The organism is Streptomyces omiyaensis, from assembly GCF_014650895.1.
GTDB classification, from domain to species: domain Bacteria; phylum Actinomycetota; class Actinomycetes; order Streptomycetales; family Streptomycetaceae; genus Streptomyces; species Streptomyces omiyaensis.
The window spans coordinates 53,074-77,840 of the sequence record NZ_BMVV01000003.1 but is presented as its reverse complement, the minus strand read 5'-3'; the positions used below and the strand labels follow the sequence as shown (position 1 = coordinate 77,840).

23 protein-coding genes and 2 tRNA genes are annotated in these 24,767 nt (G+C 73.4%); 10 read left to right on the top strand and 15 right to left on the bottom strand.

Annotated elements, in window-relative coordinates:
• The first annotated feature begins 13 nt into the window (after window positions 1-13).
• Both IE287_RS05955 and IE287_RS05950 read left to right on the top strand, forming a co-directional pair.
• Window positions 14-2,377 (top strand): ribonucleoside-diphosphate reductase subunit alpha, encoded by a 2,364-nt coding sequence (locus tag IE287_RS05955; protein WP_189847842.1) that lies wholly within the window; start codon window positions 14-16, stop codon window positions 2,375-2,377.
• The gene (locus tag IE287_RS05950; RefSeq protein WP_189847841.1) at window positions 2,374-3,390 is read left to right on the top strand and encodes a ribonucleotide-diphosphate reductase subunit beta; all 1,017 of its coding nucleotides are present in this window, start codon (window positions 2,374-2,376) and stop codon (window positions 3,388-3,390) included. The genes IE287_RS05955 and IE287_RS05950 overlap by 4 nt, the downstream gene beginning before the upstream one ends.
• Window positions 3,391-3,549: 159 nt before the next feature.
• On the opposite strand, the gene def is transcribed toward IE287_RS05950, so the two are convergent.
• From def to IE287_RS05910, 8 genes are all read right to left on the bottom strand, one after another.
• Window positions 3,550-4,200, bottom strand: a complete 651-nt coding sequence (gene def / locus IE287_RS05945; RefSeq protein ID WP_189847840.1) for a peptide deformylase — start codon at window positions 4,198-4,200, stop codon at window positions 3,550-3,552.
• 66 nt (window positions 4,201-4,266) lie between these two features.
• Window positions 4,267-5,247, bottom strand: a complete 981-nt coding sequence (locus IE287_RS05940) for a tetratricopeptide repeat protein (RefSeq protein ID WP_189847839.1) — start codon at window positions 5,245-5,247, stop codon at window positions 4,267-4,269.
• 80 nt (window positions 5,248-5,327) lie between these two features.
• Window positions 5,328-6,617, bottom strand: coding sequence for an HD-GYP domain-containing protein (locus tag IE287_RS05935; protein WP_189847838.1), 1,290 nt, complete (start codon window positions 6,615-6,617; stop codon window positions 5,328-5,330).
• Window positions 6,614-8,062 carry an HD-GYP domain-containing protein gene (locus tag IE287_RS05930; RefSeq protein WP_189848220.1) on the bottom strand — a complete coding sequence of 483 codons (1,449 nt, stop codon included), beginning with the start codon at window positions 8,060-8,062 and terminating at the stop codon, window positions 6,614-6,616. Before IE287_RS05930 ends, IE287_RS05935 begins: the two co-directional genes overlap by 4 nt.
• A 119-nt stretch (window positions 8,063-8,181) precedes the next feature.
• Entirely contained in the window at window positions 8,182-8,511 is a 330-nt protein-coding gene (rsrA, locus tag IE287_RS05925; protein WP_189847837.1) for a mycothiol system anti-sigma-R factor, read from the bottom strand.
• On the bottom strand, window positions 8,508-9,164 hold the full coding sequence (locus IE287_RS05920; protein WP_030492724.1) for a sigma-70 family RNA polymerase sigma factor: 657 nt from the start codon (window positions 9,162-9,164) through the stop codon (window positions 8,508-8,510). Before IE287_RS05920 ends, rsrA begins: the two co-directional genes overlap by 4 nt.
• 251 nt (window positions 9,165-9,415) lie before the next feature.
• The gene (locus tag IE287_RS05915; protein ID WP_189847836.1) at window positions 9,416-10,051 is read right to left on the bottom strand and encodes an alpha/beta hydrolase family protein; all 636 of its coding nucleotides are present in this window, start codon (window positions 10,049-10,051) and stop codon (window positions 9,416-9,418) included.
• A gap of 38 nt (window positions 10,052-10,089) precedes the next feature.
• Window positions 10,090-10,905, bottom strand: a complete 816-nt coding sequence (locus IE287_RS05910) for an SOS response-associated peptidase (RefSeq protein ID WP_189847835.1) — start codon at window positions 10,903-10,905, stop codon at window positions 10,090-10,092.
• A 49-nt stretch (window positions 10,906-10,954) separates the two neighbouring features.
• On the opposite strand from IE287_RS05910, the gene IE287_RS05905 reads away from it, so the two are divergent.
• The 4 genes from IE287_RS05905 (at window position 10,955) to IE287_RS05890 (ending at window position 14,447) form a co-directional block, all read left to right on the top strand.
• Entirely contained in the window at window positions 10,955-11,638 is a 684-nt protein-coding gene (locus IE287_RS05905) for a M50 family metallopeptidase (protein WP_189847834.1), read from the top strand.
• A gap of 20 nt (window positions 11,639-11,658) precedes the next feature.
• Window positions 11,659-13,008: a 3-phosphoshikimate 1-carboxyvinyltransferase gene (gene aroA / locus IE287_RS05900; RefSeq protein ID WP_189847833.1), complete on the top strand. Its 1,350-nt coding sequence runs from the start codon at window positions 11,659-11,661 to the stop codon at window positions 13,006-13,008.
• Between the two features lie 2 nt (window positions 13,009-13,010).
• On the top strand, window positions 13,011-14,021 hold the full coding sequence (gene rsgA, locus IE287_RS05895; protein ID WP_189847832.1) for a ribosome small subunit-dependent GTPase A: 1,011 nt from the start codon (window positions 13,011-13,013) through the stop codon (window positions 14,019-14,021).
• Window positions 14,022-14,123: 102 nt separating this feature from the next.
• Window positions 14,124-14,447 carry a DMT family transporter gene (locus tag IE287_RS05890; protein ID WP_189847831.1) on the top strand — a complete coding sequence of 108 codons (324 nt, stop codon included), beginning with the start codon at window positions 14,124-14,126 and terminating at the stop codon, window positions 14,445-14,447.
• Here the strand turns inward: IE287_RS05890 and IE287_RS05885 are convergent.
• Window positions 14,339-14,974: a TetR/AcrR family transcriptional regulator gene (locus IE287_RS05885; protein WP_189847830.1), complete on the bottom strand. Its 636-nt coding sequence runs from the start codon at window positions 14,972-14,974 to the stop codon at window positions 14,339-14,341. The genes IE287_RS05890 and IE287_RS05885 overlap by 109 nt on opposite strands.
• 150 nt (window positions 14,975-15,124) lie before the next feature.
• On the opposite strand from IE287_RS05885, the gene hisN reads away from it, so the two are divergent.
• The 3 genes from hisN to IE287_RS05870 all read left to right on the top strand — a co-directional run bounded on the left by hisN (window position 15,125) and on the right by IE287_RS05870 (window position 16,953).
• Window positions 15,125-15,937 carry a histidinol-phosphatase gene (gene hisN / locus IE287_RS05880; protein ID WP_189847829.1) on the top strand — a complete coding sequence of 271 codons (813 nt, stop codon included), beginning with the start codon at window positions 15,125-15,127 and terminating at the stop codon, window positions 15,935-15,937.
• 137 nt (window positions 15,938-16,074) lie between these two features.
• Window positions 16,075-16,461, top strand: coding sequence for a CBS domain-containing protein (locus tag IE287_RS05875; protein ID WP_189847828.1), 387 nt, complete (start codon window positions 16,075-16,077; stop codon window positions 16,459-16,461).
• Window positions 16,462-16,536: 75 nt separating this feature from the next.
• Window positions 16,537-16,953 carry a Fur family transcriptional regulator gene (locus IE287_RS05870; protein ID WP_189847827.1) on the top strand — a complete coding sequence of 139 codons (417 nt, stop codon included), beginning with the start codon at window positions 16,537-16,539 and terminating at the stop codon, window positions 16,951-16,953.
• A 137-nt stretch (window positions 16,954-17,090) separates the two neighbouring features.
• Here the strand turns inward: IE287_RS05870 and IE287_RS05865 are convergent.
• The 4 genes from IE287_RS05865 to IE287_RS05850 all read right to left on the bottom strand — a co-directional run bounded on the left by IE287_RS05865 (window position 17,091) and on the right by IE287_RS05850 (window position 22,486).
• Window positions 17,091-17,164: transfer RNA gene (locus IE287_RS05865), tRNA-Met, on the bottom strand.
• Window positions 17,165-17,211: 47 nt separating this feature from the next.
• Window positions 17,212-19,260: an SEL1-like repeat protein gene (locus tag IE287_RS05860; RefSeq protein ID WP_189847826.1), complete on the bottom strand. Its 2,049-nt coding sequence runs from the start codon at window positions 19,258-19,260 to the stop codon at window positions 17,212-17,214.
• 202 nt (window positions 19,261-19,462) lie between these two features.
• Window positions 19,463-19,536 (bottom strand) — tRNA-Met (locus IE287_RS05855).
• 43 nt (window positions 19,537-19,579) lie between these two features.
• A complete protein-coding gene (locus IE287_RS05850; protein WP_189847825.1) occupies window positions 19,580-22,486 on the bottom strand; it encodes a UPF0182 family membrane protein in 2,907 nt (968 codons plus the stop codon).
• Between the two features lie 135 nt (window positions 22,487-22,621).
• Here IE287_RS05850 and IE287_RS05845 point away from each other — a divergent pair, with 135 nt between their 5' ends.
• The gene (locus IE287_RS05845) at window positions 22,622-23,161 is read left to right on the top strand and encodes a PPA1309 family protein (RefSeq protein ID WP_189847824.1); all 540 of its coding nucleotides are present in this window, start codon (window positions 22,622-22,624) and stop codon (window positions 23,159-23,161) included.
• Window positions 23,162-23,195: 34 nt separating this feature from the next.
• Here IE287_RS05845 and IE287_RS05840 read toward each other — a convergent pair whose 3' ends face one another.
• Entirely contained in the window at window positions 23,196-24,284 is a 1,089-nt protein-coding gene (locus tag IE287_RS05840; protein ID WP_189847823.1) for a YlbL family protein, read from the bottom strand.
• 84 nt (window positions 24,285-24,368) lie between these two features.
• The gene (locus IE287_RS05835; RefSeq protein WP_189847822.1) at window positions 24,369-24,584 is read right to left on the bottom strand and encodes a hypothetical protein; all 216 of its coding nucleotides are present in this window, start codon (window positions 24,582-24,584) and stop codon (window positions 24,369-24,371) included.
• Window positions 24,585-24,767 lie beyond the last annotated feature (183 nt).

The window sequence follows — 24,767 nt, the reverse complement described above, 5'->3', positions numbered from 1 at the left end:
GGAGAGCCCCCACGTGACCATCGCGCCTGCGGGTCCGTCAGCCGCCGAGGCCGCCGCGATCGAGAGCGACGGCCCCGGGACCGTACTGCTGCGGACCCTGACCGACCTCACCGCCGACCTCACCGACACCGACCCCGGCCGGGTCGCCGCCGCCGCGCTGCGCGGCCGGCACGCCGGTTCGGACGAGGCGGAGCTGCGCGAACTGGCCACCGAGGCCGCCGCCGGACTCATCTCCGAGGACCCCGCCTACTCCCGCCTCGCCGCCCGTCTGCTCACCCTCACCATCGCCGAGGAGGCGGCCTCGCAGGGCGCGGTCCGCTTCTCCGCCTCGGTCGCCACCGGGCACCGCGAGGGCCTGATCGCCGACCGCACCGCCGCCTTCGTCGCCCTGCACGCGGACCGCCTGGACGCCCTGGTCGACCCCGCCGCCGACGACCGCTTCGGCTACTTCGGCCTGCGGACCCTCTACTCGCGCTACCTGCTGCGCCACCCGATCACCCGCAAGGTGATCGAGACCCCGCAGCACTTCATGCTCCGGGTGGCGTCCGGTCTGGCCGAGGACGACTCGGTCCGCGCGCTGGACGAGGTGGCGGCGCTGTACGGGCTGATGAGCCGGCTCGACTACCTGCCCTCCTCCCCCACGCTCTTCAACTCCGGCACCCGCCACCCGCAGATGTCCTCCTGCTACCTGCTGGACTCCCCGCTGGACGAGCTGGACTCGATCTACGACCGCTACCACCAGGTGGCGCGCCTGTCGAAGCACGCGGGCGGCATCGGCCTGTCCTACTCGCGGATCCGCTCGCGCGGTTCGCTGATCCGCGGCACCAACGGGCACTCCAACGGCATCGTGCCCTTCCTGAAGACGCTGGACGCCTCGGTCGCCGCCGTGAACCAGGGCGGTCGCCGCAAGGGCGCCGCCGCGGTCTACCTGGAGACCTGGCACGCGGACATCGAGGAGTTCCTGGAGCTCCGCGACAACACCGGCGAGGACGCCCGCCGCACCCACAACCTGAACCTCGCCCACTGGATCCCGGACGAGTTCATGCGCCGGGTGAACGCCGACGCCGAGTGGTCGCTCTTCTCCCCCGCCGACGTGCCCGGGCTGGTCGACCTGTGGGGCGAGGAGTTCGACGCCGCCTACCGCGCCGCCGAGGCGAAGGGCCTGGCCCGCCGCACGATGCCGGCCCGCGACCTGTACGGCCGGATGATGCGGACGCTGGCCCAGACCGGCAACGGCTGGATGACCTTCAAGGACGCCTCCAACCGGACCGCGAACCAGACCGCCGAGCCCGGCTCCGTCGTCCACTCCTCGAACCTCTGCACCGAGATCATCGAGGTCACCGACGACGGCGAGACGGCCGTCTGCAACCTCGGCTCGGTCAACCTCGGCGCGTTCGTGACCGGTTCGGACCTCGACTGGGACCGCCTGGACGAGACCGTCCGCACCGCCGTGACCTTCCTCGACCGGGTCGTGGACATCAACTTCTACCCGACCGAGCAGGCCGGGAACTCCAACGCCCGCTGGCGCCCGGTCGGCCTGGGCGCGATGGGCCTCCAGGACGTCTTCTTCAAGCTGCGGCTGCCCTTCGACTCCGCCGAGGCGCGCGCCCTGTCCACCCGGATCGCCGAGCGGATCATGCTCGCCGCCTACGAGGCCTCCGCCGACCTCGCCGAGCGCAGCGGACCGCTGCCGGCGTGGGAGCGGACCCGCACCGCCCGGGGCGTCCTCCACCCCGACCACTACGACGTCGAGCTGAACTGGCCGGAGCGCTGGGCGGCCCTGCGCGAGCGGATCGCCGCCGTCGGCATGCGCAACAGCCTGCTCCTCGCCATCGCGCCGACCGCGACGATCGCCTCGATCGCCGGTGTGTACGAGTGCATCGAGCCGCAGGTCTCCAACCTCTTCAAGCGCGAGACGCTCTCCGGCGAGTTCCTCCAGGTCAACTCGTACCTGGTGGCCGAGCTGAAGGAGCTCGGCGTGTGGGACGCGCAGACCCGGGAGGCGCTGCGCGAGTCCAACGGCTCGGTGCAGGACTTCACCTGGGTGCCGGCCGAGGTCCGCGACCTGTACCGCACGGCGTGGGAGATCCCGCAGCGCGGCCTGATCGACATGGCGGCGGACCGCACCCCCTTCCTCGACCAGTCGCAGTCCCTGAACCTGTTCCTGGAGACGCCGACCATCGGCAAGCTGTCGTCGATGTACGCGTACGCCTGGAAGCGCGGCCTGAAGACGACGTACTACCTGCGCTCGCGCCCGGCGACCCGGATCGCCCGCGCGGCCCAGGCGTCCGCCCCGATCCCCGTCCAGCAGGCCGCCGACCCCGACGCGGTCGCCTGCTCCCTCGAAAACCCCGAGTCCTGCGAGGCCTGCCAGTGAGCACCACCGAGAACAAGAACCTGCTCGACCCGGGCTTCGAACTGACCCTGCGTCCGATGCGCTACCCGGACTTCTACGAGCGCTACCGGGACGCCATCAAGAACACCTGGACGGTGGAGGAGGTCGACCTCCACTCGGACGTCGCCGACCTCGCCAAGCTCACCCCGGGCGAGCAGCACATGATCGGCCGGCTGGTCGCGTTCTTCGCGACGGGCGACTCGATCGTGGCGAACAACCTGGTCCTGACGCTCTACAAGCACATCAACTCCCCCGAGGCGCGGCTCTACCTGAGCCGTCAGCTCTTCGAGGAGGCGGTGCACGTCCAGTTCTACCTGACCCTCCTGGACACCTACCTGCCCGACCCGGACGACCGGGCGGCGGCCTTCGCGGCGGTCGAGAACATCCCCTCCATCCGCGAGAAGGCGCAGTTCTGCTTCCGCTGGATGGACTCGGTCGAGAAGATCGACCGGCTGGAGACGGCGGCCGACCGCCGCCGCTTCCTGCTGAACCTGATCTGCTTCGCCGCCTGCATCGAGGGCCTGTTCTTCTACGGGGCCTTCGCCTACGTGTACTGGTTCCGCTCCCGCGGCCTGCTGCACGGCCTGGCGACCGGCACCAACTGGGTCTTCCGCGACGAGACCATGCACATGAACTTCGCCTTCGAGGTCGTGGACACGGTCCGCAAGGAGGAGCCGGAGCTCTTCGACGCCGCGCTCCAGCAGCAGGTCACGGACATGCTGCGGGAGGCCGTCGAGGCGGAGCTCCAGTTCGGCCGCGACCTGTGCGGCGACGGGCTGCCCGGCATGAACACCGAGTCGATGCGCGAGTACCTCCAGTGCGTCGCCGACCAGCGTCTGGTCCGCCTCGGCTTCCCGCCGGTCTTCGGCTCCGAGAACCCCTTCGCCTTCATGGAGCTCCAGGGCGTCCAGGAACTGACCAACTTCTTCGAGCGCCGCCCCTCCGCCTACCAGGTGGCGGTCGAGGGAACGGTCGACCTGGACGAGGACTTCTGACCTCCGGATGCGGAGGTTTCGGCCGGGGGTGCGGGGACTGACCTGGAGTTGATCTTGTAGTCCGTCACCGTCCTCGGCGACGGCATGGGCCGGCCGCAGGACGTACGCCGAAGGGCCCCGCACCACACGGTGCGGGGCCCTTCGGCGTGGGCGCGGAGGTCAGTCGTTGGCGACGACCGGGTAGCGCGGGGTGCCCTCGTCCATCTGGCGCAGGGCGTCCTTGCGGTCGCGCTTGGAGAGCTTGTCGATGTACAGGAAGCCGTACAGGTGGTCCGTCTCGTGCTGGAGCGCGCGGGCGAAGTAGCCCGTGCCGCGGACCTTGATGGGGTTGCCGAGGAGGTCCTGGCCGTGGACCTCGGCGAAGTCCGGGCGGGCCAGCGCGGCGTAGGCGGTGGGGACCGACAGGCAGCCCTCGTTGGAGTCGTCGAGGTGGCGGCGGTCGGCCGGGAGCTCCTGGAGCACCGGGTTGACCACGTGGCCGGTGTGGCGGACGCCCTCGTCGTCGGGGCAGTCGTAGACGAAGACCTTGAGGCCGACGCCGATCTGGTTGGCGGCGAGGCCGACGCCCTCCGCCGTCCTCTGGCTGGCGAACATGTCGTCGACCAGGGCCGCGAGCTCCGGCCCGAACTCGGTGACGTCCTTGCACTCGTGGTGCAGCACCGGATTGCCGACGACCGTGATCGGGCGGGAGGTGCCCCGCTCTCGGTGGGCGAGCTCGCGCTCCTCGCACTCCTCCGTGTCCACGATGTAGCCGTCGTCGTCCAGGGCGTAGCCCGTGAAGATCTGCTCGCCCGTCTCCTGCTGCGCCATGTGCCGCCGCGCCTTCCTGAAAACCCGATTCCGTCGGGGACAGCCTACGGGCCCCGGGGCGGGGCCTCAGCAGACCTCTTCGAGATCGCGCCACTCACGGCTGTCCGGGCTGTCGGCGACCCAGCCGTCGAGGAGCCCCCGCACCAGGTCCGCCGGCGCGGCGATCCCGCACTCGCGCTCGGGCACCCACAGCTCGCCGGGCGAGCGGTGGCCGAGCGGTCCGGGGTGGCCGGGCTCGCTGTGGTCGTGCGGGTCGACGTGGTCGCCCTCGCCCTCGGCGCTGGGCATGGTCGACTCCGAACAGGCCCGGCAGAGGAGCCGTACCGAGGAGGACCAGTCCTCGGCGGCGAAGCCCGCCTCGGCGGCGAGCAGCTCCAGGGCGTCCCGGTCGGCCTCGGTAGCGGCCTCCAGGAGGACGACCCAGGTGGGCACCGGGGAGGGCGCCCACAGCTCGATCTCGTCGAAGACCGGGTAGGAGGGGCCGGCGCTGGTGGTGCGCTCGCCGTTCGGCACGCCGTCGTGGAGGACGACCTCGCCCCAGCGGCGGCCGGAGGACGGCAGCGGGATGGAGAGCACCTCGATCCGGGCCGGGTCGAGCCGGCGGCCCCACACCACCTCGGCCTCGCCCTCCGGCGAGAGCCGCACGGCGGCGCTGCCGAGCTCCATGCCGACGGGCTCGCCGGTGGCGGAGGAGGCGCCGGGGACCTTCAGGCCGTACGCCTGCCAGGCACGGCGGGCCAGCGGCCAGTCCTGGAGGGCGGTGGCGGCGATGCCCACGTTCCACCAGTCGGGGGCGCCGGTCTCCTTGTCGAGCAGGGCGACGGCCCGCAGTCCCGCGGCGCGCGCCTGCTCCCAGTCGTGCCGGAACTTGTGGAGCAGCGCCAGGTTGAACCAGGACTCGGAGAGCCAGGGCTCCAGATCGGCCGCCCGGGTGAGCAGCGCTCCCGCGTCCTCGTACCGTCCGTCGCCGATCAGCGTGAACGCGCGGTCGGTGGCCTGCCGCCACGAGGCGGAGGGCCGATGCCGTACCTTCCCGAAGATCCTCACGATTCCCGCCTGCCCGGTCGCTTCACCCTCTTGTTCGCATCCAACCATGCCGGGTCGGACGCGCGCTCATTACCCATGGGTTACCCCGTGGGGACGGAGGTCACCCCCGGGGCCCCGCCGCGGGCCAGGACCCTGGCCAGACAGGCGACGACCTCCGGGTGGTAGTCGCGGGCGGTGCCGAGCCGGAGCAGCTCCAGGGCGTCCAGGGCCGCGGCGGCGTCCTCCCCGGCGAGGTCGTCGTAGGCGTTCACGGCGCGGACGATCCGGGCGGCCCTCGGCTGCTCGCGGTACGGGTCGGCCTGCCGCTCGACGATCCGGGCGACGGCCGGGGGGACGCCGGTCATCCGGACCACCTCGCCGCCGAGGAGGGCGATCCGGCGCTGCTCCTCGGCGGGGAGGCGGGCGGTGGCGCCGCCGGGTACGGGGTCGACGAGGGAGAGCTGTCCGATGTCGTGCATGAGGGCGGCGTACTCCAGGAGGGTCAGCTCGGCGCCGCCCAGGCCCAGCTCGCGGCCGACGGCGGTGGAGAGGGCGGCGACCCGGCGGGCGTGGCCCGGCGGGGTGCAGCCGGCGATCTCGGTCGCCCGGGCGAGGGAGGCGATGGTCTGCCGGTTGACGGTCCGGACGGCCGCGTACCGCCGGTGGGAGACCTGGGTGAGCAGCAGCGGCACGGCGAGGACGGGGAGCGCCCAGAGCCCGGCGGCGGAGACGCCGAGGGCCATGACGACGCCGGTGGCGCAGACGGCGGAGCCGATGCCGAGGAGGGCGCGCAGCTCGTCGCGGAGGAGGGGGCCGTACGGGTACGCGGTGCGGGCGCGGAGCAGCAGGGCGGCGAGGACGGCGTCACAGAGGCCGGTCAGGCCGAGGACGAGGAGGAGGAAGAGGGTGTGGGCGGCGCCGGTGCCCAGGTGCCCGGTGACGGCGCCGGAGTTGTAGAGCGGCTGGAAGCAGAGCGCGGCGAAGCCGACGGTGAGGACCTGGCGGGCGAGCTGGTCGAGGTCGGGGCCGCGGCCCCGGGCGATGTGGGGCACGATCCCGGCGAGCCCGCCGGCGCAGACGACGGCGACGATCTGGAGGACGCCGTGGGTGGTGGCGGCTCCGGCGGCGTCGCCGAGCAGGGCGTACGCGAGGGCTCCGGCGGCGGCGAGCGGGGCCGGTGCGCTCCCCCGCGGTCCGGCGGGCGCGGGGGAGGTCCCCGCCTCCGGGTGGGCGCCCGGGCGGGCCAGCTCGCCGAGGGCGATGAGGGTGCCGAAGGCGAGGGCGTTCCCGGGCTGAGCGATCCCGTGCCAGAGGGTGTCGGCGAGGCCGGCGAGGCCGAGGAGGAGGGCGGCGGCGTGGACGGTGCCGACGGTGGCCGCTCCCGGTCTCACGCGGGCCCCCGGGGGCTCGTGCGGGCTCCTCGGTCCTGGCGGGCGGGCGGGCCGGGGGCGCGGGGCGCGGGGACCTGCCCGCCGGTCCCGTCGGCGGTGGCGGCGTCGGCCTGTCGGTCGCCCCCGCTCCCGGCCTCGCCGGCGTGGGGGTGGCCCCGGCGGCCGAGGGCCCGGACGAGGGCGGCGACCATCCGGGGGTCGAAGTGGCTGCCGGCGCACCGCTCCAGTTCGGCCAGGGCGGTGGCGACGGGCCGGGCGCGGCTGTAGGAGCGGGTGGAGGTCATGGCGTCGAAGGCGTCGGCGACGGCGACGACGCGGGCGCATTCGGGGATCTCCTCGCCGCGGAGCCCGTAGGGGTAGCCGCTGCCGTCGATCCGTTCGTGGTGGTGGAGGACGGCGTCGCGGGCCTCGCCGAGGAAGCCGATGCCGCGGATCATCTCGTGGCCGTACTCGGGGTGGAGCTCGATGATCCGGCGCTCCTCGGGGGTGAGCGGGCCGTCCTTGCGCAGGACGCGGGTGGGGACGCCGAGCTTGCCGACGTCGTGGAGGATGCCGGCGAAGCGGATGGTGTCGAGCCGGTCGCCGTCCATGCCGAGTTCACGGGCGATCAGGGCGGAGGCGTCGCCGACGCGTTCGCTGTGGCCGCGGGTGTAGCTGTCCTTGATGTCGACGGCCTGGACGAGGGCCCGGATGGTGGCCTGGTGGGCGGCGCGCTCGTGGTGGTACTGGGCGAAGACCCAGCAGGAGATGTACATGGGCAGCAGCACCAGCAGGGCGGCGGCGGGGCCGTGGGCGCTGCGCCAGAGGACGCCCATCATGAGGCCGGCGAGGCCGTGCACGAGATGGGGGGCGAGGGCGCGGCCGAGGAGTCCGCGCCAGGCGGCGCGGAGCGGGAGGGCGTCGGCGGTGGCGCGGATGCCGCCGTCGAGGGCGGTGAGGACGAGGCAGAAGACGAGGGCGGCCGCGAGGGCGGGGAGCAGCGCGCGGGGCAGGCCGGGGCCGGCCGGGCCGGCGCCGAGGGCGGCGGGGGCGCCGAGGGCGGCGGGGGCGCCGAGGGCGGCGGCGGTGCGGGCGGCGGCCCAGGCGGCCAGGGCGGTGGCGGAGGCGCGCCAGGCGCGGCGCCAGCCGGCCGGGGGCTCCTCGACCCGGGCGAGCAGGCCGCCGGGCAGGGCGGTGAGCGCGGCGGCGGCCGGGGGCAGCAGCAGGGCTGCGGCGAGGAGGACCGGGAAGAAGGAGCCGGCGCCCAGGGCGACGGAGCCGCCGGGGCCGCGGCCGAGGAGGCGGCAGCGGGCGGGCAGCTCGCAGAGCGCGTACAGGGCGGCGAGGAGACCGGCGGTCGCCCAGGGGGTGGGCGACGGGGGGAGGAGCGCGGGCAGGGCGCACGCTCCGGCGCCGAGGGCGGCGCAGACGATGTACGCGCGGGCCGTTCGCGGGAGGGGCTTCACGACCGTCACGCGGTCACGCTAGCGAGGACGGCGGCCGCGGAGAGCGGACCGCCGTCGATTCCTACCATCGGGTGATACAAGCTGACGGACGGGCGGGGAGGGCCCGCACATCCGTGCGGTCACTCCTGGGCGGCGGCCGGGGTCTGCGGGGCCGGGCTCTCGGGGGCGACGACGTCCTGTTCGGGCACCAGGTGCCCGGCGCGGATCAGGTCGATCCGGCCCATCACCTTGGAGCGCAGGTCGGTGGGGACCTCGTCGCTGCCGCAGCAGCGCTTCACGAGCTTCTTCACCGCCTGCTCAAGGCCGTACTTCTCCAGGCAGGGGGAGCACTCCTCGAAGTGCACCTCGAACTTGGTGCAGTCGCTGTCCGGCATCTCGCGGTCGAGGAACTCGTAGAGGTGGTCCAGGACTTCCGCGCAATCCGTCTCGTGCGGGTCTCCGCAGCTCATGAGTCCGCGCCTTTCAGATCCTTGGACGACTCTCCGGCGCCGGCGGGGACGAGGCCGCGCTCGCGGGCGTAGTCCTCGAGCATGCCGCGGAGCTGGCGGCGGCCCCGGTGCAGGCGGGACATCACCGTACCGATGGGGGTCCCCATGATGTCGGCGATCTCCTTGTAGGCAAAGCCCTCGACATCGGCGAGGTAGACCGCGATGCGGAACTCCTCGGGGATCGCCTGGAGCGCTTCCTTCACGTCCGAGTCGGGGAGGTGGTCGAGCGCCTGCGACTCGGCGGAGCGCAGACCGGTCGACATGTGCGACTCGGCGCGGGCGAGCTGCCAGTCCTCGATCTCCTCGGCGGCGCTGCGCTGGGGCTCGCGCTGCTTCTTGCGGTACGAGTTGATGAAGGTGTTGGTGAGGATGCGGTACAGCCACGCCTTGAGGTTGGTGCCCTCGCGGAACTGGTGGAAGGAGCCGTACGCCTTCGCGTAGGTCTCCTGCACCAGGTCCTCGGCGTCCGCGGGGTTGCGCGTCATCCGCAGCGCGGCCGAGTACATCTGGTCGAGGTAGCCGAGGGCGTCCCGCTCGAAGCGCGCGTTGCGCTCCTCGGTCGTCTCCTCGGGGCCGTCGTCGGTCCCTGTGTCGGTCCCAGTGACCGGACCCACCTCCTCCAGCGTGCTGACGGGGCCGGTGCCGGACCCGCTCGTCTCGGAGGATAGACGAGGAACGGCTCCGCCCGCCGCCCGAATCGGGGCGGCCTTGGGGGCGGTCAGCACGGTCCAGTCGAGCTCCGCGGACCTGACCCGCTCCGGGCAGATGGTCGAACCCATGCGACGGACTCCCTCTCTCGCTTCTCTCACCGACGCTCTCCACAACAGCGGCCCCGACCCCCGCATTCCCGGGCCCGCGGCGGGTCTCAGCGCAGCCCGTCGAGCCAGTCGCCGACGGCCTCGACGATCCGCCCGACGGTCGCGTCCTGGTCGACCGGGGCCCGCTTGGGGACGGCGAAGCCATGGTCGCCGTGGGCGATCCCGACGAGCTCGTACGCGCCCGTGTCCGGGAACTCCTCCGGCCTGCCGAAGGGGTCGCCGCCGCCCTGGACGACGAGCGTGGGCAGCCCGGTGGCCAGGAGTTCGGCGGCCCGGGAGCGCTCCGGCCTCCCCGGCGGGTGGAGCGGGAAGGCCAGTGCGAGGACGGCGGCGGCACCGAGCTCCGCGCCGGTCCGGCAGGCCACCCGGGCCCCGGCGCTGCGGCCGCCCGCGACCACCGGCAGGCCGGGCGCCGCGAGGGCCGGCCAGAGGCCGCGCCAGCCGGCGTCGAGGGTCTTCGGCGCGGGCGCGACCTTCTTCCCCGCGACCCGCCAGGGCTGCTCGACCAGGGCCACGGTGACGCCCCGGGCGGGCAGTCCGGCGGCGAGGGCGGCCAGGTCCCGGGCCTCGACGCCGCCGCCGGCGCCGTGGCCGAGGGCGAGGACGAGGCGGGCTCCGGGGGCGGTGTGCCAGGTGATGCGCGCCTCACCGGCGTCGGTGGATGCGGTCTCGATCTTCGTCACGTCCCCATCCTGCCGCCCGGGGCCGGAGCCGAGGGACCTCAGAACAGCGTGCCGGCCTCGGGGCCGTCCAGTTCGGCCAGAAGTTCGGGGCCGTTGTTCCGGACGTTGCTGACCGCGGTGGAGACCGGATAGGCCCGCATGAGGCCCTCCGGCGGCGGGGCGAGCAGCGCGCGCAGCTCGTCCGGGGCGGTGGTGGCCGGGTCGAGCCAGGCGTCCCAGCGGTCCTCGGTGAGCATCAGCGGCATCCGGGGGTGGATCTCGGCGAGGGTGCCGGGGCCCTCGGCGGGCGCCACGCCGAGCGGTCCGGTCTCCGCCTCGGTGGTGATCACCGAGCAGGTGGCCCACCAGGCGTTCGGGTGCTCGGGCGGCAGCGTGGGGTCGCGCCAGAACTCGTAGAGGCCCGCCATGGCGAAGACCGAGCCGTCCGCCGGGGTCACGAAGTACGGCTGCTTCCGGGGCCGCTTCCGCTTCCCCTCGACCTCCAGGTCGCGCTCGGCGGCGCCGGTCACCCACTCGTAATAGCCGTCGGCGGGCAGGATGCAGCGGCGGGCCTGGAAGGCGCGCTTGAAGGAGGGCTTCTCGTGGAGGGTCTCGGCCCGGGCGTTGATCATCCGGGCGGCGCCCTCCGGCGACTTGGACCAGGAGGGGACCAGTCCCCACCTCAGCACGCGCAGCTGGCGAACCGGCCGGCGCGTCTCCGCGTCCTTCAGAGGGCGTTCGAGGACCGCGTGGACCGCCTTGGTGGGGGCCACGTTCCAGTCCTGGTCCAGGGTCTCCTCCGGCTCCCACTTCTCGATCCCGAAGAGGCCGACGAGGTCCTCGGGCCGCCGGCTCGCCGCATAACGTCCGCACATACGTGCCACACTGCCACGATCCCCGAGCCCGAGAGGAGCGGACCGAAGGATGGACCTCTTCAGCCCGCAGGCCGCCCCGGACGAATGGCTGGTGATCGCCACCGGCGTCGCCGCGCTCGCCCTCACCGTGCCCCGCCGCCTCTGGCTGCTCGCGCGCAACGCGATCACCATCGCCCATGAGGGTGGTCACGCCCTGGTCGCGCTCGCCTGCCGCCGCCGGCTGGAGGCCATACGGCTGCACTCGGACACCAGCGGCCTCACCGTCACCCGCGGCCGCCCGACCGGTCCCGGCGTCGTCCTCACCCTGGCCGCCGGCTACACGGCGGCCCCGCTGCTCGGCCTCGGCGGGGCGGCGCTGCTCGGCGCGGGCCTGGTCGCCGTGCTGCTCTGGGCGGCGACCGGACTGCTCCTCGCCATGCTGGTGATGGTCCGCAACGCGTACGGGATCCTCTCCGTCCTCCTCACCGGCACGCTCTTCGTCCTGGTGTCCTGGCTGACGGCCCCGGAGGTGCAGGCGGTCTTCGCGTACGCGGTCGTGTGGTTCCTGCTCCTCGGCGGGGTGCGGCCCCCCTTCGAGCTCCAGGCGAAGCGCCGGCACGGCGGGGCTCCCGACTCGGACGCCGACCAGCTCTCCCGGCTCACCCACGTGCCCGCCGGGGTGTGGCTGGCCTTCTTCCACACAGTGTCCCTCTGCTGCCTGATCGGCGGCGGTCGCTGGCTTCTCGGCTTCTGACACCCCCGTACAGTGAGGGCATGACCGCAGCCTCCCCCGCGCACCCCGATCCGTCGCAGCCCGCCCCCGCCGGCCCGGACCTCTGGCCCGCCCCGTACGCGAGCGGCCCCGTCGACGCGACCGTGACCGTGCCGGGCTCGAAGTCGGTCACCAACCGCGCGCTGGTCCTCGCCGCGCTCGCCGCCGAGCCGGGGTGGGTGCGCCGCCCGCTGCGCTCCCGCGACACCCTCCTGATGGCCGAGGGGCTGCGCACCCTGGGCGTGCGGATCGAGGAGGGCGTGGGCCCCGACGGCACCGGCGAGGCCTGGCGGGTCCTGCCCGCCCCGCTGCGCGGCCCCGCCGCCGTCGACGTCGGCAACGCGGGCACGGTCATGCGCTTCCTTCCTCCGGTCGCCGCGCTCGCCGACGGCCCGGTCCGCTTCGACGGCGACCCCCGCTCCCACGAGCGCCCGCTGCACGGCGTGATCGACGCGCTGCGCGCGCTCGGCGCCCGCATCGACGACGAGGGCCGCGGCGCCCTCCCGATGACCGTGCACGGCGCCGGCGGCCTGGACGGCGGGGTCGTCGAGATCGACGCCTCCTCGTCCTCGCAGTTCGTCAGCGCCCTGCTGCTCTCCGGCGCCCGCTTCAACCAGGGCGTCGAGGTCCGGCACGTCGGCGGCCGGCTGCCGTCGATGCCGCACATCCGGATGACCGTGGACATGCTGCGCGCGGTGGGCGCGAAGGTCGACGAGCCGGAGCACGGCGGCGAGCCGGACGTCTGGCGGGTCACCCCGTCGGCGCTGCGCGGCCGGGACCTGGTCATCGAGCCCGACCTGTCGAACGCGCAGCCCTTCCTGGCGGCCGCGCTGGTCACCGGCGGCCGGGTGACGGTCCCGGACTGGCCGGCCCGCACCACCCAGCCGGGCGACGAGCTGCGCCGGATCTTCACCGAGATGGGTGGTGCCTGCGAGCTCACCGACGCCGGTCTGACCTTCACCGGCACCGGCCGGATCCACGGCATCGACGTGGACCTGGGCGAGGTCGGCGAGCTGACCCCCGGCATCGCGGCGGTCGCCGCCCTCGCGGACTCCCCCTCCACCCTGCGCGGGGTGGCCCACCTGCGGCTGCACGAGACCGACCGGCTGGCGGCGCTGACCAAGGAGATCAACGGCCTCGGCGGCGACGTCACCGAGACCGAGGACGGTCTGCACATCCGCCCGCGCCCGCTGCGCGGCGGCGTCTTCCACACGTACCACGACCACCGGATGGCGACCGCGGGCGCGATCATCGGACTCGCCGTGCCGGGCGTGGAGATCGAGGACGTGGCGACGACCGCCAAGACCTTGCCGGACTTCCCGGGGATGTGGACCGAAATGCTCGGAGCCTGACCATGCGGCGCTACGGCAAGCACACCGACGAGGACGACATCCGCCAGCGGCCCAACCGCAAGGGCACCCGGCCGCGGACCAGCATCCGGCCGAAGCACGAGGACGCCGTCGAGGGCATGGTCCTCACCGTCGACCGCGGCCGGCTGACCTGCCTGGTCGAGGACCGGACCGTGATCGCGATGAAGGCCCGCGAGCTGGGCCGCAAGGCGGCCGTGGTCGGCGACCGGGTCTCCCTGGTGGGCGACCTCTCCGGCGAGAAGGACACGCTGGCCCGGATCGTGCGGATCGGCGAGCGGGACTCGCTGCTGCGCCGCACGGCCGACGACGACGACCCGTACGAGCGGGTGGTGGTGGCCAACGCCGACCAGCTCGCGATCGTCACCGCGCTCGCCGACCCGGAGCCGCGCCCCCGGCTGATCGACCGCTGCCTGGTGGCCGCCTACGACGGCGGCCTGGAGCCCTTCCTGGTGCTGACCAAGTCGGACCTGGCGCCGCCGGAGAAGCTGCTGGAGCTCTACGGCGACCTGGACATCCCCCACGTGGTGGTGAACCGCGAGGAGCTGTACGACGGCGGGGCCGCCGACCGGGTGCGGGAGTACCTGGACGGCCGGGTGACGGCCTTCGTCGGGCACTCCGGCGTCGGCAAGACGACGCTGGTGAACGCCCTGGTGCCGCAGGAGCGGCGGCGGATCACCGGGCACGTGAACGCGGTGACGGGACGCGGCCGGCACACCACGACCTCGGCGCTCGCGCTGCCGCTGGACGTGGTGGAGGGCTGGGTCATCGACACGCCCGGCGTGCGCTCCTTCGGCCTGCACCACGTCGACCCGTCCCGGGTCATCCACGCCTTCCCCGACCTGGAGCCGGGCACCGAGAACTGCCCGCGCGCGTGCAGCCACGACGAGCCGGAGTGCGCCCTGGACGCCTGGGTGGCCGAGGGCCACGCCGATCCGGCCCGGCTGTTCTCGCTGCGGCGGCTGCTCGCCACCCGGGAGCGCCGCGAGGGCGACTGAGCCCCGCCTCCGGATCCGTACCGGTGTTTACGCCTCCCCCCAGACCGGTATGGACATAACCGCACAAGTGCGATGAATCCGAGCGGGCGGGAGGCGGGAACGATGGCGTGGCTGCTGGTGGTGGTCGCCGGGATCCTGGAGACGGGGTTCGCGGTCTGCCTGAAGCTCTCGCACGGATTCACCCGGCTCTGGCCGACGATCGCCTTCGCCTGCTTCGCCCTCGGCAGCTTCGGACTGCTGACGCTCGCCCTGAAGAAGCTCGACGTGGGCCCCGCCTACGCGGTGTGGACGGGCATCGGGGCGGCCGGCACCGCCATCTACGGCATGGTGTTCCTCGGCGACCTGGTCTCCACGCTCAAGATCGTCTCGATCACCTTCGTCATCGTGGGCGTCATCGGCCTCCAGCTGTCCGGCTCCGCGCACTGACCCTCCGGCGGGAGCTCCGGGGCGACCACGTGGCTGACGGCGAGCCGCAGGGCCAGCTCGCAGCCGGCGGCCCAGCGCTCCCCCGCGCAGCGCGCGGTGGTGGCGAGCAGCTCGCCCGGCGCGGGCGGCCCCGCGTCGGCCCGCCGCTGGGCCGGTACGGGGGCGGGACGGGCGCCCGGCCGGGCCGGACGGGGCCGGGGCAGGCCCTCGGTCCAGGCGCCGGTGAGCAGCGCGCGGAGTATCGGCCGGTCGGCGGCGCGGGCGACGGTCCACTCGGCGACGGCCGCCAGCGTCCGCGCGGACGGGTCCGGGGCGGCGAGCAGCCGCCGCACCCCTTCGAGGTAGGCGTCGGCCTCGTGCCGGACGAGGGCCCGGGCCAGCCCCTCCTTGCTCCCGAACTCGTTGTAGAGGGTCTGCCGGGAGACCCGGGCGGCGACGGCGAGGTCGGCCATCCGGACGGCGGACCAGGAGTCCCGCGCCAGGGCGGTGCGGGCGGCGACGAGGAGGGCCTCGCGGGCGGTCGGCATGGGCGCCTCCGGGCCGGACGGTGGGCCCCCCAGGGTCGGCAGCCGCGCGGGCCCTGTCAAGGGCGCGGGCACGTGGCGGCGGTGCCCCCGCCGGATGCCGTCCATGGACGCTTCACCGGCGCTCCGGCCCGCGGCGCTAGAGTGCCGGGCATGGCCGATTACCACGATGACCTGCGCCTTGCCCATGCCCTCGCGGACGCCGCCGACGCGGCCACCATGGCCCGCTTCCGGGCTCTCGACCTCCAGGTCGAGACGAAGCCGGACATGACCCCGGTGAGCGAGGCGGACCGGGCCGCCGAGGAGCTGATCCGCGCGGGGCTCCAGAAGGAGCGGCCCGCGGACGCGATCCTGGGCGAGGAGTACGGCGTGGAGGGCTCCGGCCCGCGCCGCTGGGTGATCGACCCGATCGACGGCACCAAGAACTACGTGCGCGGGGTGCCGGTCTGGGCGACCCTGATCGCCCTGATGGAGGAGGGCGAGGACGGCTTCCAGCCGGTGGTCGGCGTGGTGTCGGCGCCCGCCCTCGGCCGCCGCTGGTGGGCCGCGAAGGGCCTGGGCGCCTTCTCCGGCGCGGACCCGGAGTCGGGCACCCGGATCGGCGTGTCCCGGGTGGCCTCGCTGGCCGACGCCTCGTTCGCGTACTCCTCGCTGAGCGGCTGGGAGGAGCGGGGGCGCCTCGACGCGTTCCTCGACCTCACGCGCGCGTGCTGGCGGACCCGGGCGTACGGCGACTTCTGGCCGTACATGATGGTCGCCGAGGGCACGGTGGACCTGTGCGCGGAGCCGGAGCTGTCGCTGTGGGACATGGCGGCGGTGGCGGTCGTGGTGCAGGAGGCCGGCGGCTCGTACACCGGTCTCGACGGCCGTCCCGGCCCGCACGGCGGCAACGCGGCGGCCTCGAACGGGCTGCTGCACGAGGAGCTGCTGGGGTACCTGGGGCACGAGGGAACGCCCGGCGCCTGAACGCGCCCCCGACCGCCCCCGGAGGCGCCCCCGCGCCCCCTTGTCGGCCCCCGCCACCGGTGCGACTCTGAGAGCCCCCCACTTGTGCATTTGTGAACCGCCCGGTGCGGCGGTTCGCCGAGGAGGTGGCTCCTTCCATGCTCGTCCGCGACGCCATGAGCACGGTGGTCCTCACCGTCGGCCCCACCCACACCCTCCGCCAGGCCGCCCGGCTGATGTCCGTCCGCCGGGTCGGCGCGGCCGTCGTCCTCGACGCCGACGCCGGAATCGGCATCCTGACCGAGCGCGACATCCTGAACTCGCTCGGCCGGGGCGAGGATCCGGACCACGAGACGGCCGGCTCCCACACCACCCACGAGGTCGTCTTCGCCGCCCCCGGATGGACGCTGGAGGAGGCGGCCGAGGCGATGACCCGGGGCGGCTTCCGCCACCTGGTGGTCCTGGACCACCTCGGACCGGTCGGCATGGTCTCGGTCCGCGACATCATCCGCTGCTGGCTCCCCGCCCACAGCGTGGCGGACTGACCCCCGGCCTGGCCGGTATCCCCCTGGCCGGAAGACCGGTCCGCCCCGTTTCCGCCCGCTGTTACGCTGACTCTCATGAGCGACCTGTTGGAACGACTGCGCGGCCGCGGCTGGCGGATGACCGCGCAGCGCCGTGTCGTCGCCGAGGTCCTCGACGGCGACCACGTGCACCTCACCGCCGACGAGGTGCACGCCCTCGCCGCCGAGCGCCTGCCCGAGATCTCCCGCGCGACCGTCTACAACACGCTCGGCGAGATGGTCACCCTCGGCGAGGTCATCGAGGTCGCCACCGACGGGCGGGCCAAGCGGTACGACCCCAACGCCCACCGGCCGCACCAGCACCTGGTCTGCGCCGGCTGCGGCGCGATCCGGGACGTCCACCCGGCGGGCGATCCGCTGCGGGACCTGCCGGACGCGGAGCGCTTCGGCTTCACGATCTCGAACGTCGAGGTCACCTACCGGGGCCTCTGCCCGAACTGCGCGACGGCCTGACCGCCGGGAACGCGAGAGGGGCGCCCCCCGGGGGGTGCCCCTCTCGCGTTCCCGGGCGCCGCCCCCGTGCGGCCGCCCCTCCGCCCGGGGAACGCCGAAGGCCCGGACCAGATGGTCCGGGCCTTCGTGCTACTGAGTAGCGGGGACAGGATTTGAACCTGCGACCTCTGGGTTATGAGCCCAGCGAGCTACCGAGCTGCTCCACCCCGCGTCGGTGAACACAACCTTACGGGACGTCCGTGACAGGAGCAAATCGCATTACGCCGTGAGCTCCTGGTGGAGCGCCTCGCTGAGCCGCGCCGCCCGCTCGGCCACCTCGGCCGGGCCGAGCTCCACCGCGCGGGCACACCACTTGCGGCCCTCGGACAGCTCGCCGCGGCGGGCGGCGAGCAGGGCGAGCCGGAGCGCCGCGCGGCCGTGCCCGGCCCGGGCGGCCCGGGTCCACCAGAGGGCCGCCTCGCGCTCGCTGCCCTCGCGGGCCAGGAGCAGCCCGAGGTTGAAGGCGCCGTTGCGGCTGCCGGCCTCGGCGGCCTCCCGGTACCAGCGGTCGGCCTCGGCGAGGTCGCCGCGCCCGGCGGCGAGCATGCCGACCCGCACCTGGGCGCGCCGGTGGCCCTGCTGGGCGGCCCGCTCGTACCACTCCTCGCACTCGGTCTTCTGGTCCACGGGCGCGCCGAGGACCACCGGACCGGGGTCGGGCCGGCGGGCGTCCAGGACCGTCGCCAGCCGGAAGGCGGCCTCGGCGCTGCCGCCGCCCGCGGCGCAGCGCAGGTGCCGCTCGGCGGTCTGCTCGTCGCCGTCCCGCAGGGCGGCGATGCCGACCTGGAGGGCGGCCTCGGTGTGTCCGGCGGCGGCCGCCCGCTCGTACCAGGCGAGGGCGGCGCGGTCCTCGTCCCGGCCGGCGTGCAGGATGCCGAGGTTGAAGGCGGCGTCGACCGACCCCGCCTCGGCGGCCTTGGAGAACCACGGCTCGGCGCCGCCCGCGTCGCCGGCCTGGAGGAGCAGCACGGCGAGCGCGTTGGCGGCCTCGCGGTGGCCCGCGTAGGCGGCCCGGCGGTACCACTGCTCGGCCTGCGGGAGGCGGTCCTGGGCGGCGCAGAGCAGGCCGAGGTTGTAGGCGCCGTTGACGTCCCCGGCGTCCATGGCGGCGCGGTACCAGCGCTCGGCGGTCTGCTGCTCGCCGCGGGCCGCGTGCAGGGCGCCCAGGGCGTTGGCGGCGTTGCCGTCGCCGTCCTGGGCGGCGCGCAGCCACCAGACGGCGGCGCTCTCCTCGTCGCCCGCGTCGCGCAGCAGGAAGCCGAGGGCGCAGGCGGCCTTGGCCTCGCCCTCCTTGGCGGAGCTGAGGTACCAGCGCCCGGCCTCCTTCAGCTCGCCGCGCTGCTCCAGGATGGCCCCGAGGTGCAGGGCGGCCCGCCGGTGTCCGCGGGCGGCCGCCTGCCGGAACCACTGCTCGGCCTCGCCGAGCAGTCCGGTGCCGGCGGCCTGCCCGGCTCGGGGCGCGGCGGTCTCGGGGCGCGCGGGAGCTAGGACGGGCGGAGCGTCGGTGCCCCGCAGGGGGTCGGCCGCGCGGAGGCGGCCGGCCGTGTCGTAGGCGTGGCCGGCGCGGCCCGCGGCGGCCGCGGGGCCGTAGGCGTGCGGGCCGCGGAGGGTGTCGGTGGCGCGCCGCTCCAGGGCGAGGGCGAGCCGGTAGGCGGCCTCGCGGTGGCCCTGTTCGGCGGCGGCGCGCAGCCAGCGCTCGGCGCCGACGTCGCTGCGGTGCTCCAGGAGGTCGGCGAGGGCGTAGGCGCCCAGGGCGTGGCCCTGCTCGGCGGCCTGGCGGAGCCAGTACTCGGCGGCGGGCTCGTCGCCGCGCTCGCGGTGGTGGCGGCCCAGCGCGTGCGCGGCGGGTGCGGAGCCGGCGACGGCGGCGACCCGCCACCAGCCGGCCGCCTCGTCCGGGTAGCCGCGCTGGTGGAGCAGGACGCCGAGGTTGTTGGCGGCGGCGCGGTCGCCCTCGGCGGTGGCGCCGCGCAGGAAGGGCTCGGCGCCGTCGAGGTCGCCGCGGCGCAGCAGCAGGGCTCCGAGGGCGCTCATCGCGTCGGTGTCACCGCGCTCGGCGGCCTTCCGGTGCCTGCCTTCGCTCTCGGCCTCGGTCTCGGCCTCGGTCTCGGCTCCGGCGTCCGGGAGGGCACCGGTCCTGGGGGCGGTGTCGACGACCGCATCGACGGCCGGCACTGCCTCGATGATCTCGTCCGCGGCATTTCTGGCGTGCCGCTGCACAAACCGCCCTGTCTCCAACAGAGTTGCCCTGTCCCCCATAAATACCATCGTCGCACCACCCGCAACCCGCGCACACCCGGTATACCGCAGCCCTTGAGGTCACCTCAGCGTTTTGTCGACATGCCCACAGAGAGACAAGTCAAACACGAGACGCCTCAACTCGCCCCTTCCGTACCGCTCTTCGAGCCCCCTCGTCACCCCGACACGCGACGAGGGCCCGGATCCTTATGGATCCGAGCCCTCGTGTCAGTAGCGGGGACAGGATTTGAACCTGCGACCTCTGGGTTATGAGCCCAGCGAGCTACCGAGCTGCTCCACCCCGCGTCGGTGATGTCACACTATCACGACGCGGGGTGAAGCTCGCAGGTCAGCTGCCCGATCCTCCCTGGGGCTGGATCCTGGCGCCCGCCTCGGCGGCCTTCTCCAGGGCGGTCTGGAGGTCCTCCTGGGCCTTGCCGTAGGCCGCCCAGTCGCCCTTGGCGAGGGCGGCCTCGCCCGCGTCGTAGGCCTTCTGGGCGTCGGAGATCGCCTGCTTCAGCGCCGCGTCCGCCGAGGCCGGCGGCTGCGGGGTGGTCGGCGGCTGGTCGGTGCCCGGCGGGGTCGTCGGCGGGGTCGCGCCCTCCACCCCGAAGACCGCGTTGAGGGCGTCCGTGAGGTTGTTCTCGAACACCGTGGTGTCCTTGGTGGTGTCGCCGTCCGGCTGGTCGGCGTCCACGTACGACACCGCGACCTTCTTCAGGAGCGGGTAGAGCGCGTTCCGTCCCTGGGCGTAGACCGGCTCGACGTACAGGAAGCCGCCGTCGAGCGGCACCGTGAGCAGGTTGCCGTACTGGATGTCCGAGTCGGCGCCCTTCATGTCGCGGACGAAGGTGGCGACGTCGGGCAGACCGTTGAGCTTGCTCTGCACCTGCGCCGGTCCGGGCACGTCCTCGGTGACCCTGAGCAGTCTCAGCCGGCCGTACTCCTTGCTGGTGGCGTCGGCGTCGACCGCCATGAAGCCGCCCAGGTTGGGCCGCCCGTTGGGGGTGAACGTCGTGGTCAGCGAGAAGCGCTGCTCCGTGTCCCCGGGCATCTTCATGCTCAGGTAGTACGGCGGCACGGCCACGTTGTCCTTGTTGGTCGGGTCGTCCGGCACCTGCCAGGCGTCCGAGCCGCTGTAGAACTGGGCCGGGTCGGTGACGTGGTAGCGGGTCAGCAGCTCGCGCTGGACCTTGAACATGTCCTGCGGGTAGCGCAGGTGCTCCAGGAGGTCCGCCTTGATGTCCGACTTGGCCTTGACCGTGCCGGGGAAGGCCTTCATCCAGGTCTTGAGGACCGGGTCCTCGGTGTCCCACTGGTAGAGGTTGACCGTGCCGTCGTACGCGTCGACGGTGGCCTTCACCGAGTTGCGGATGTAGTTGACCTGGTTCTGCTGGGCGACGACCGCGCGCTGCTGGTTGCCGACGGTCAGCGAGTCGGCCGTGGTGTCGCCGAGCGTGGTCCGCGAGGCGTACGGGTAGCCGTTGCTGGTCGTGTACGCGTCGACGATCCACTGGATCCGTCCGTCGACGACGGCCGGGTAGGCGTCCCCGTCGATCGTCAGCCAGGGGGCGACGGCCTCGACGCGCTGCTTGGGCGTGCGGTTGTACAGGATCCGCGACCCGTCGCCGATGGCTCCGGAGTAGAGGATCTGCGGCTCGCTGAAGGCCACCGCGTACGCGGCGCGGTTGAAGGCGTTCTCCAGGCTGACGCCGCTCTTGCCCCGGTAGCTGGTGGTCTTCTCGCCGTTCTCCTCGTAGTCCAGCTCCTTCTGGGGGCCGCCCACGATCGAGTACTGGTCGGTCTTCTCGCCGTAGTAGATCCGCTGCTCGTACTTCCCGAGCTCACCGGTGGTCGGGAGGCCCGACTCGGTGAAGACCGGGGAGCCGTTGGCGTCGGTCTGGGTGCCGCGGGCCATGATGGCGCCGTAGCCGTGGGTGTAGGTGAAGTGGTCGTTGATCCAGTTCCGCTTCGGGATGCCGCGGATGTTCAGCTCGCGCAGGCCGATGACGACGTCCTGGCCCTTGTAGCGGTCCACGTCGAGCGTCGTCGGGAACTGGTAGTACTTCCGCTTCTGCTCCAGCTGCTGGAAGGTCGGCGAGACGATGTTCGGGTCGAGGACGCGGTAGGCGGCCGCCGAGTCGGCGTCCGTCCGCAGCTTCTCCTTGTCCTTGACCGTCGACTTGCCCGAGTAGTTCTCCAGCTTGGTCGAGTCGATCGCGTACGCCTTGCGGGTCGCGTCGATGTTCTGCTGGATGTACGGGGCTTCCTTGGCCTGCTCGTTCGGCTGGACCTGGAACTTCTGCACGATCGCCGGGTACAGGCCGCCGATCAGCACCGCGGAGAGCACCATCAGGCCGAAGCCGATGACGGGCAGCTGCCAGGTGCGCCGCCACAGGGTGGCGAAGAAGAGCACGGCGCAGATGACGGCGATGCAGAAGAGGATCGTCTTCGCGGGCAGGTAGGCGTTGGCGTCGACGTACCGCAGGCCCGTCCAGTTGCCGGTGGCCTTGAAGTCGCTGGACTTCACCGCCAGGCCGTACCGGTCGAGCCAGTACGCCACGGCCTTGAGGGCCACGAAGACGCCGAGCAGCACCGAGAGGTGGCCGGTCGCGGCGGCGGTCGCGCGGGCGCCGGGGCTGGTGACCCGCAGTCCGCCGTACAGGTAGTGCGTGATCGCCGCGGCGATCAGGGAGAGCACCACGGCGGCGAAGCCGAAGGCCAGCAGGAAGCGGTACCAGGGCAGGTCGAAGGCGTAGAAGGAGACGTCCTTGCCGAACTGGGAGTCCTTCTCGCCGAACTGCACGCCGTTGACCCACATGAGCCAGGTGCGCCACTGGCCGGAGGCGGAGGCGCCGGCGATCAGGCCCACCAGGGCGGTGACCGCGAGCAGCACCCACTTCTTGAAGGGGGCCACGCCCATCCGGTACCGGTCGAGGCTCTGCTGCTCCAGCGACATCGCGCTCAGCGGCGGCCGCAGCCGGTACGCCAGCCAGATGTTGAGGCCGACGGCGAGGCCCATGAGGAGGCCGAAGACCGCGAACAGGCCGATCTTGGTCCACAGGGTGGTGGTGAACACGGACGAGTAGTCGACCGAGCGGTACCAGAGCCAGTCCGTCCAGAACCCGGCGAACATCACGAACGCCATGGCCAGGACGGCCAGCACGCCCAGTGTCATCAGCAGGGTGCGGGCCCGCCGGGACGGCCGGCCGACTCTGATCCTTGGCCCGGACGGGCCTCCGCCACGGTCAGGCATCTGGAAAGCCAACGTGCGCCCCTCGGTGTTGATGCGTCGGAAAGCGGGTCCCGCGATCGCAGAGCCCACAGATGCAACTTACTGACGCTTTACCTAGTTCCCGTCTCGGCGGGAAGAGGAGGCAGGATATTGGTCATGTCCAACCTTTCCCCCTCGGGCCCGCCGATGGCCTCCAGTCCCCTCACCCGCGCGGTGCTCGAGATCGACGAGTACGCCTCCGGTCTCGGCTGGGACCGCCCCGCCCGCCTCTTCGCCCTGGTCGACACCGCTCGGCTGCGGGCCCAGGCGCCCTCGCTGAAGCTCGGCGAGGACGCGACCGCCTACACCCCCATCGAGCAGGAGGAGATCCCCAAGGGCAAGCCGCTGGACGAGTTCCTCGGCACGATCGCCTGGCCGGACGGGGTCGCCGGCTGCGCCCTGACCGTGGAGCGGCTGATGCTGCCGCCGTCGGCGGAGGCCCAGGTCCCCAAGGACCTGAGCGGCGCCAAGCTGAACAGGTGGGTGGCCGCGCACCCGGACCGCCAGGAGGTCCGGATGACGGTGGCGGTGCTGCGGACCGGGGCCCGGGAGGCCGCGATCCGGCTGCGCGAGAAGGACTCGGCGACCGAGGTGCTGACCGGCCCCGACCTGGTGCCGGGGCTCGCCGAGGCGCTGGCGGCGACCTTCGAGGCCTGAGCCGTACGGGGCGCTGGGCCGGTCGCGTACCGGCTCAGCCCTTCGAGCAGCCCGGCAGGCCCGCGGTGTCGCCCGCGCGGAGCTTCTCCAGCGACTTCGTCGCGTCGTCGATGGTGTCGACCTTGATCAGGGTGAGCCCGTCGGGGGTGTCGCCGGCGGCGGTGGCGCAGTTGTCGGCGGGGGTGAGGAAGTACTCGGCGCCCGCGTTCCGCGCGCCGACCAGCTTCATCTGGATGCCGCCGATCGGGCCGACCTTGCCGTCGTCGTCGATGGTGCCGGTGCCGGCGACGAACTTGCCGCCGGTCAGGCTCTCCGGGGTCAGCTTGTCGACGATGCCGAGGGCGAACATCAGACCGGCGCTGGGGCCGCCGACGTCGGCCAGCTTGATGTCGATGGTGAACGGGAAGACGTGGTCGGTGCCGGCCTGGATGCCGACGATCGCCCGGTCGCCCTCCTCGGACTTCACGGTGGTGATGGCCACCTTCCGGGTGACGGTGGCCTCCTTGTGCGCCTTCTCGGCGGCCGCCGCCTCCTTGGCCGGGACGATGGTGAACTCGACCTTGTCGCCCGGCTTGCGCTTCGTCACCTGCGCGGCGACGTCGGCCGGCCTGACGACCGCGACCCCGTCGACCGCCTTGATCACGTCACCGGCGTGGAGGGTGCCCTCCGCCGGGGAGTCCTTCACCACGGAGGCGACGACGACCCGGGTGGTGAAGGGGATGCCGAGCTCGTCGAGGGCCGCCACCTTGGCGCTCTCCTGCGACTGGCTGAACTCCTCCGCGTTCTCCTGGCTCGACTCCTCCTCCGTCTTCCCGTCCGGGTAGAGGGTGTCGTGCGGCACGACCACGTTGTCGTGCGTCAGCCAGCCGTAGACCGCCTCGACGGCGTTCATCTTGTAGTCCGCGCTGGTGACCCTGACCGTGGTCATGTTGAGGTGCCCGTCGGTCGGGTAGGTCTTGCGGCCGGAGATCTGGAGGACCGGCTCGCCGCGCGCCTCCCCGAGCGTGTTGACCGTGGGACCGGGGCTCATCTCCGAGTACGGCACCGGGATCAGGACGCCGGCGATCAGCAGGCAGATCAGGACCAGGGTGGAGGCGAGCATCGTCGCGGTGCGGCGTGGCATGGAACGACAGTACGGGACTCGCCTGTGCGCGCACCCCTGGGGCGGTCCGTACGGGACACGGGCCGGGGGCCGGCCGGAAGGCGGTCAGGACTCCGCGGGGGCCGGTTCGTGCACCGGGCGGAGCGGGGCGGGCCCGGCCTCTGCGGTCGGGTGGGAACGCTCCATGGCGTCCCGGAAACGGGCGTAGCCGGCGAGCTCGGCCACGTCACCTATGGTCTTGTTCCTCTGGACCCAGCTTCCCCATATCGCCGCTCCGACGACTGCGAAAAGCGGAATCAGCAACCAGGCCAGCGCTGCCATCCCGACCTCCCATCCCCAGTGAGTTGATCAGCAGATTATTCATCTGTGCCAACAACGCTCGGGCCTGGGGGCCGGTTACGCAAATCGGGCGTTCGGCTACGCCGCGTCGGCGCGTCGCCTTGCGTCCCCGGGACGCCTCCTCGACGGGGCTCCGCCCGCTCCCGGACTCCGCCCGGGCACCGC

What these genes read in the sequence shown, in the direction of transcription:
- def (WP_189847840.1), bottom strand. Translation starts at nt 4,200, where the DNA reads ATGGCGCAGCAGGAGACGGGCGAGCAGATCTTCACGGGCTACGCCCTG.
- rsrA (WP_189847837.1), bottom strand. Translation starts at nt 8,511, where the DNA reads ATGAGCTGCGGAGACCCGCACGAGACGGATTGCGCGGAAGTCCTGGAC.
- IE287_RS05910 (WP_189847835.1), bottom strand. Translation starts at nt 10,905, where the DNA reads ATGTGCGGACGTTATGCGGCGAGCCGGCGGCCCGAGGACCTCGTCGGC.
- IE287_RS05905 (WP_189847834.1), top strand. Translation starts at nt 10,955, where the DNA reads ATGGACCTCTTCAGCCCGCAGGCCGCCCCGGACGAATGGCTGGTGATC.
- aroA (WP_189847833.1), top strand. Translation starts at nt 11,659, where the DNA reads ATGACCGCAGCCTCCCCCGCGCACCCCGATCCGTCGCAGCCCGCCCCC.
- rsgA (WP_189847832.1), top strand. Translation starts at nt 13,011, where the DNA reads ATGCGGCGCTACGGCAAGCACACCGACGAGGACGACATCCGCCAGCGG.
- IE287_RS05890 (WP_189847831.1), top strand. Translation starts at nt 14,124, where the DNA reads ATGGCGTGGCTGCTGGTGGTGGTCGCCGGGATCCTGGAGACGGGGTTC.
- IE287_RS05885 (WP_189847830.1), bottom strand. Translation starts at nt 14,974, where the DNA reads ATGCCGACCGCCCGCGAGGCCCTCCTCGTCGCCGCCCGCACCGCCCTG.
- hisN (WP_189847829.1), top strand. Translation starts at nt 15,125, where the DNA reads ATGGCCGATTACCACGATGACCTGCGCCTTGCCCATGCCCTCGCGGAC.
- IE287_RS05875 (WP_189847828.1), top strand. Translation starts at nt 16,075, where the DNA reads ATGCTCGTCCGCGACGCCATGAGCACGGTGGTCCTCACCGTCGGCCCC.
- IE287_RS05870 (WP_189847827.1), top strand. Translation starts at nt 16,537, where the DNA reads ATGAGCGACCTGTTGGAACGACTGCGCGGCCGCGGCTGGCGGATGACC.
- IE287_RS05860 (WP_189847826.1), bottom strand. Translation starts at nt 19,260, where the DNA reads ATGGTATTTATGGGGGACAGGGCAACTCTGTTGGAGACAGGGCGGTTT.
- IE287_RS05850 (WP_189847825.1), bottom strand. Translation starts at nt 22,486, where the DNA reads ATGCCTGACCGTGGCGGAGGCCCGTCCGGGCCAAGGATCAGAGTCGGC.
- IE287_RS05845 (WP_189847824.1), top strand. Translation starts at nt 22,622, where the DNA reads ATGTCCAACCTTTCCCCCTCGGGCCCGCCGATGGCCTCCAGTCCCCTC.
- IE287_RS05840 (WP_189847823.1), bottom strand. Translation starts at nt 24,284, where the DNA reads ATGCCACGCCGCACCGCGACGATGCTCGCCTCCACCCTGGTCCTGATC.
- IE287_RS05835 (WP_189847822.1), bottom strand. Translation starts at nt 24,584, where the DNA reads ATGGCAGCGCTGGCCTGGTTGCTGATTCCGCTTTTCGCAGTCGTCGGA.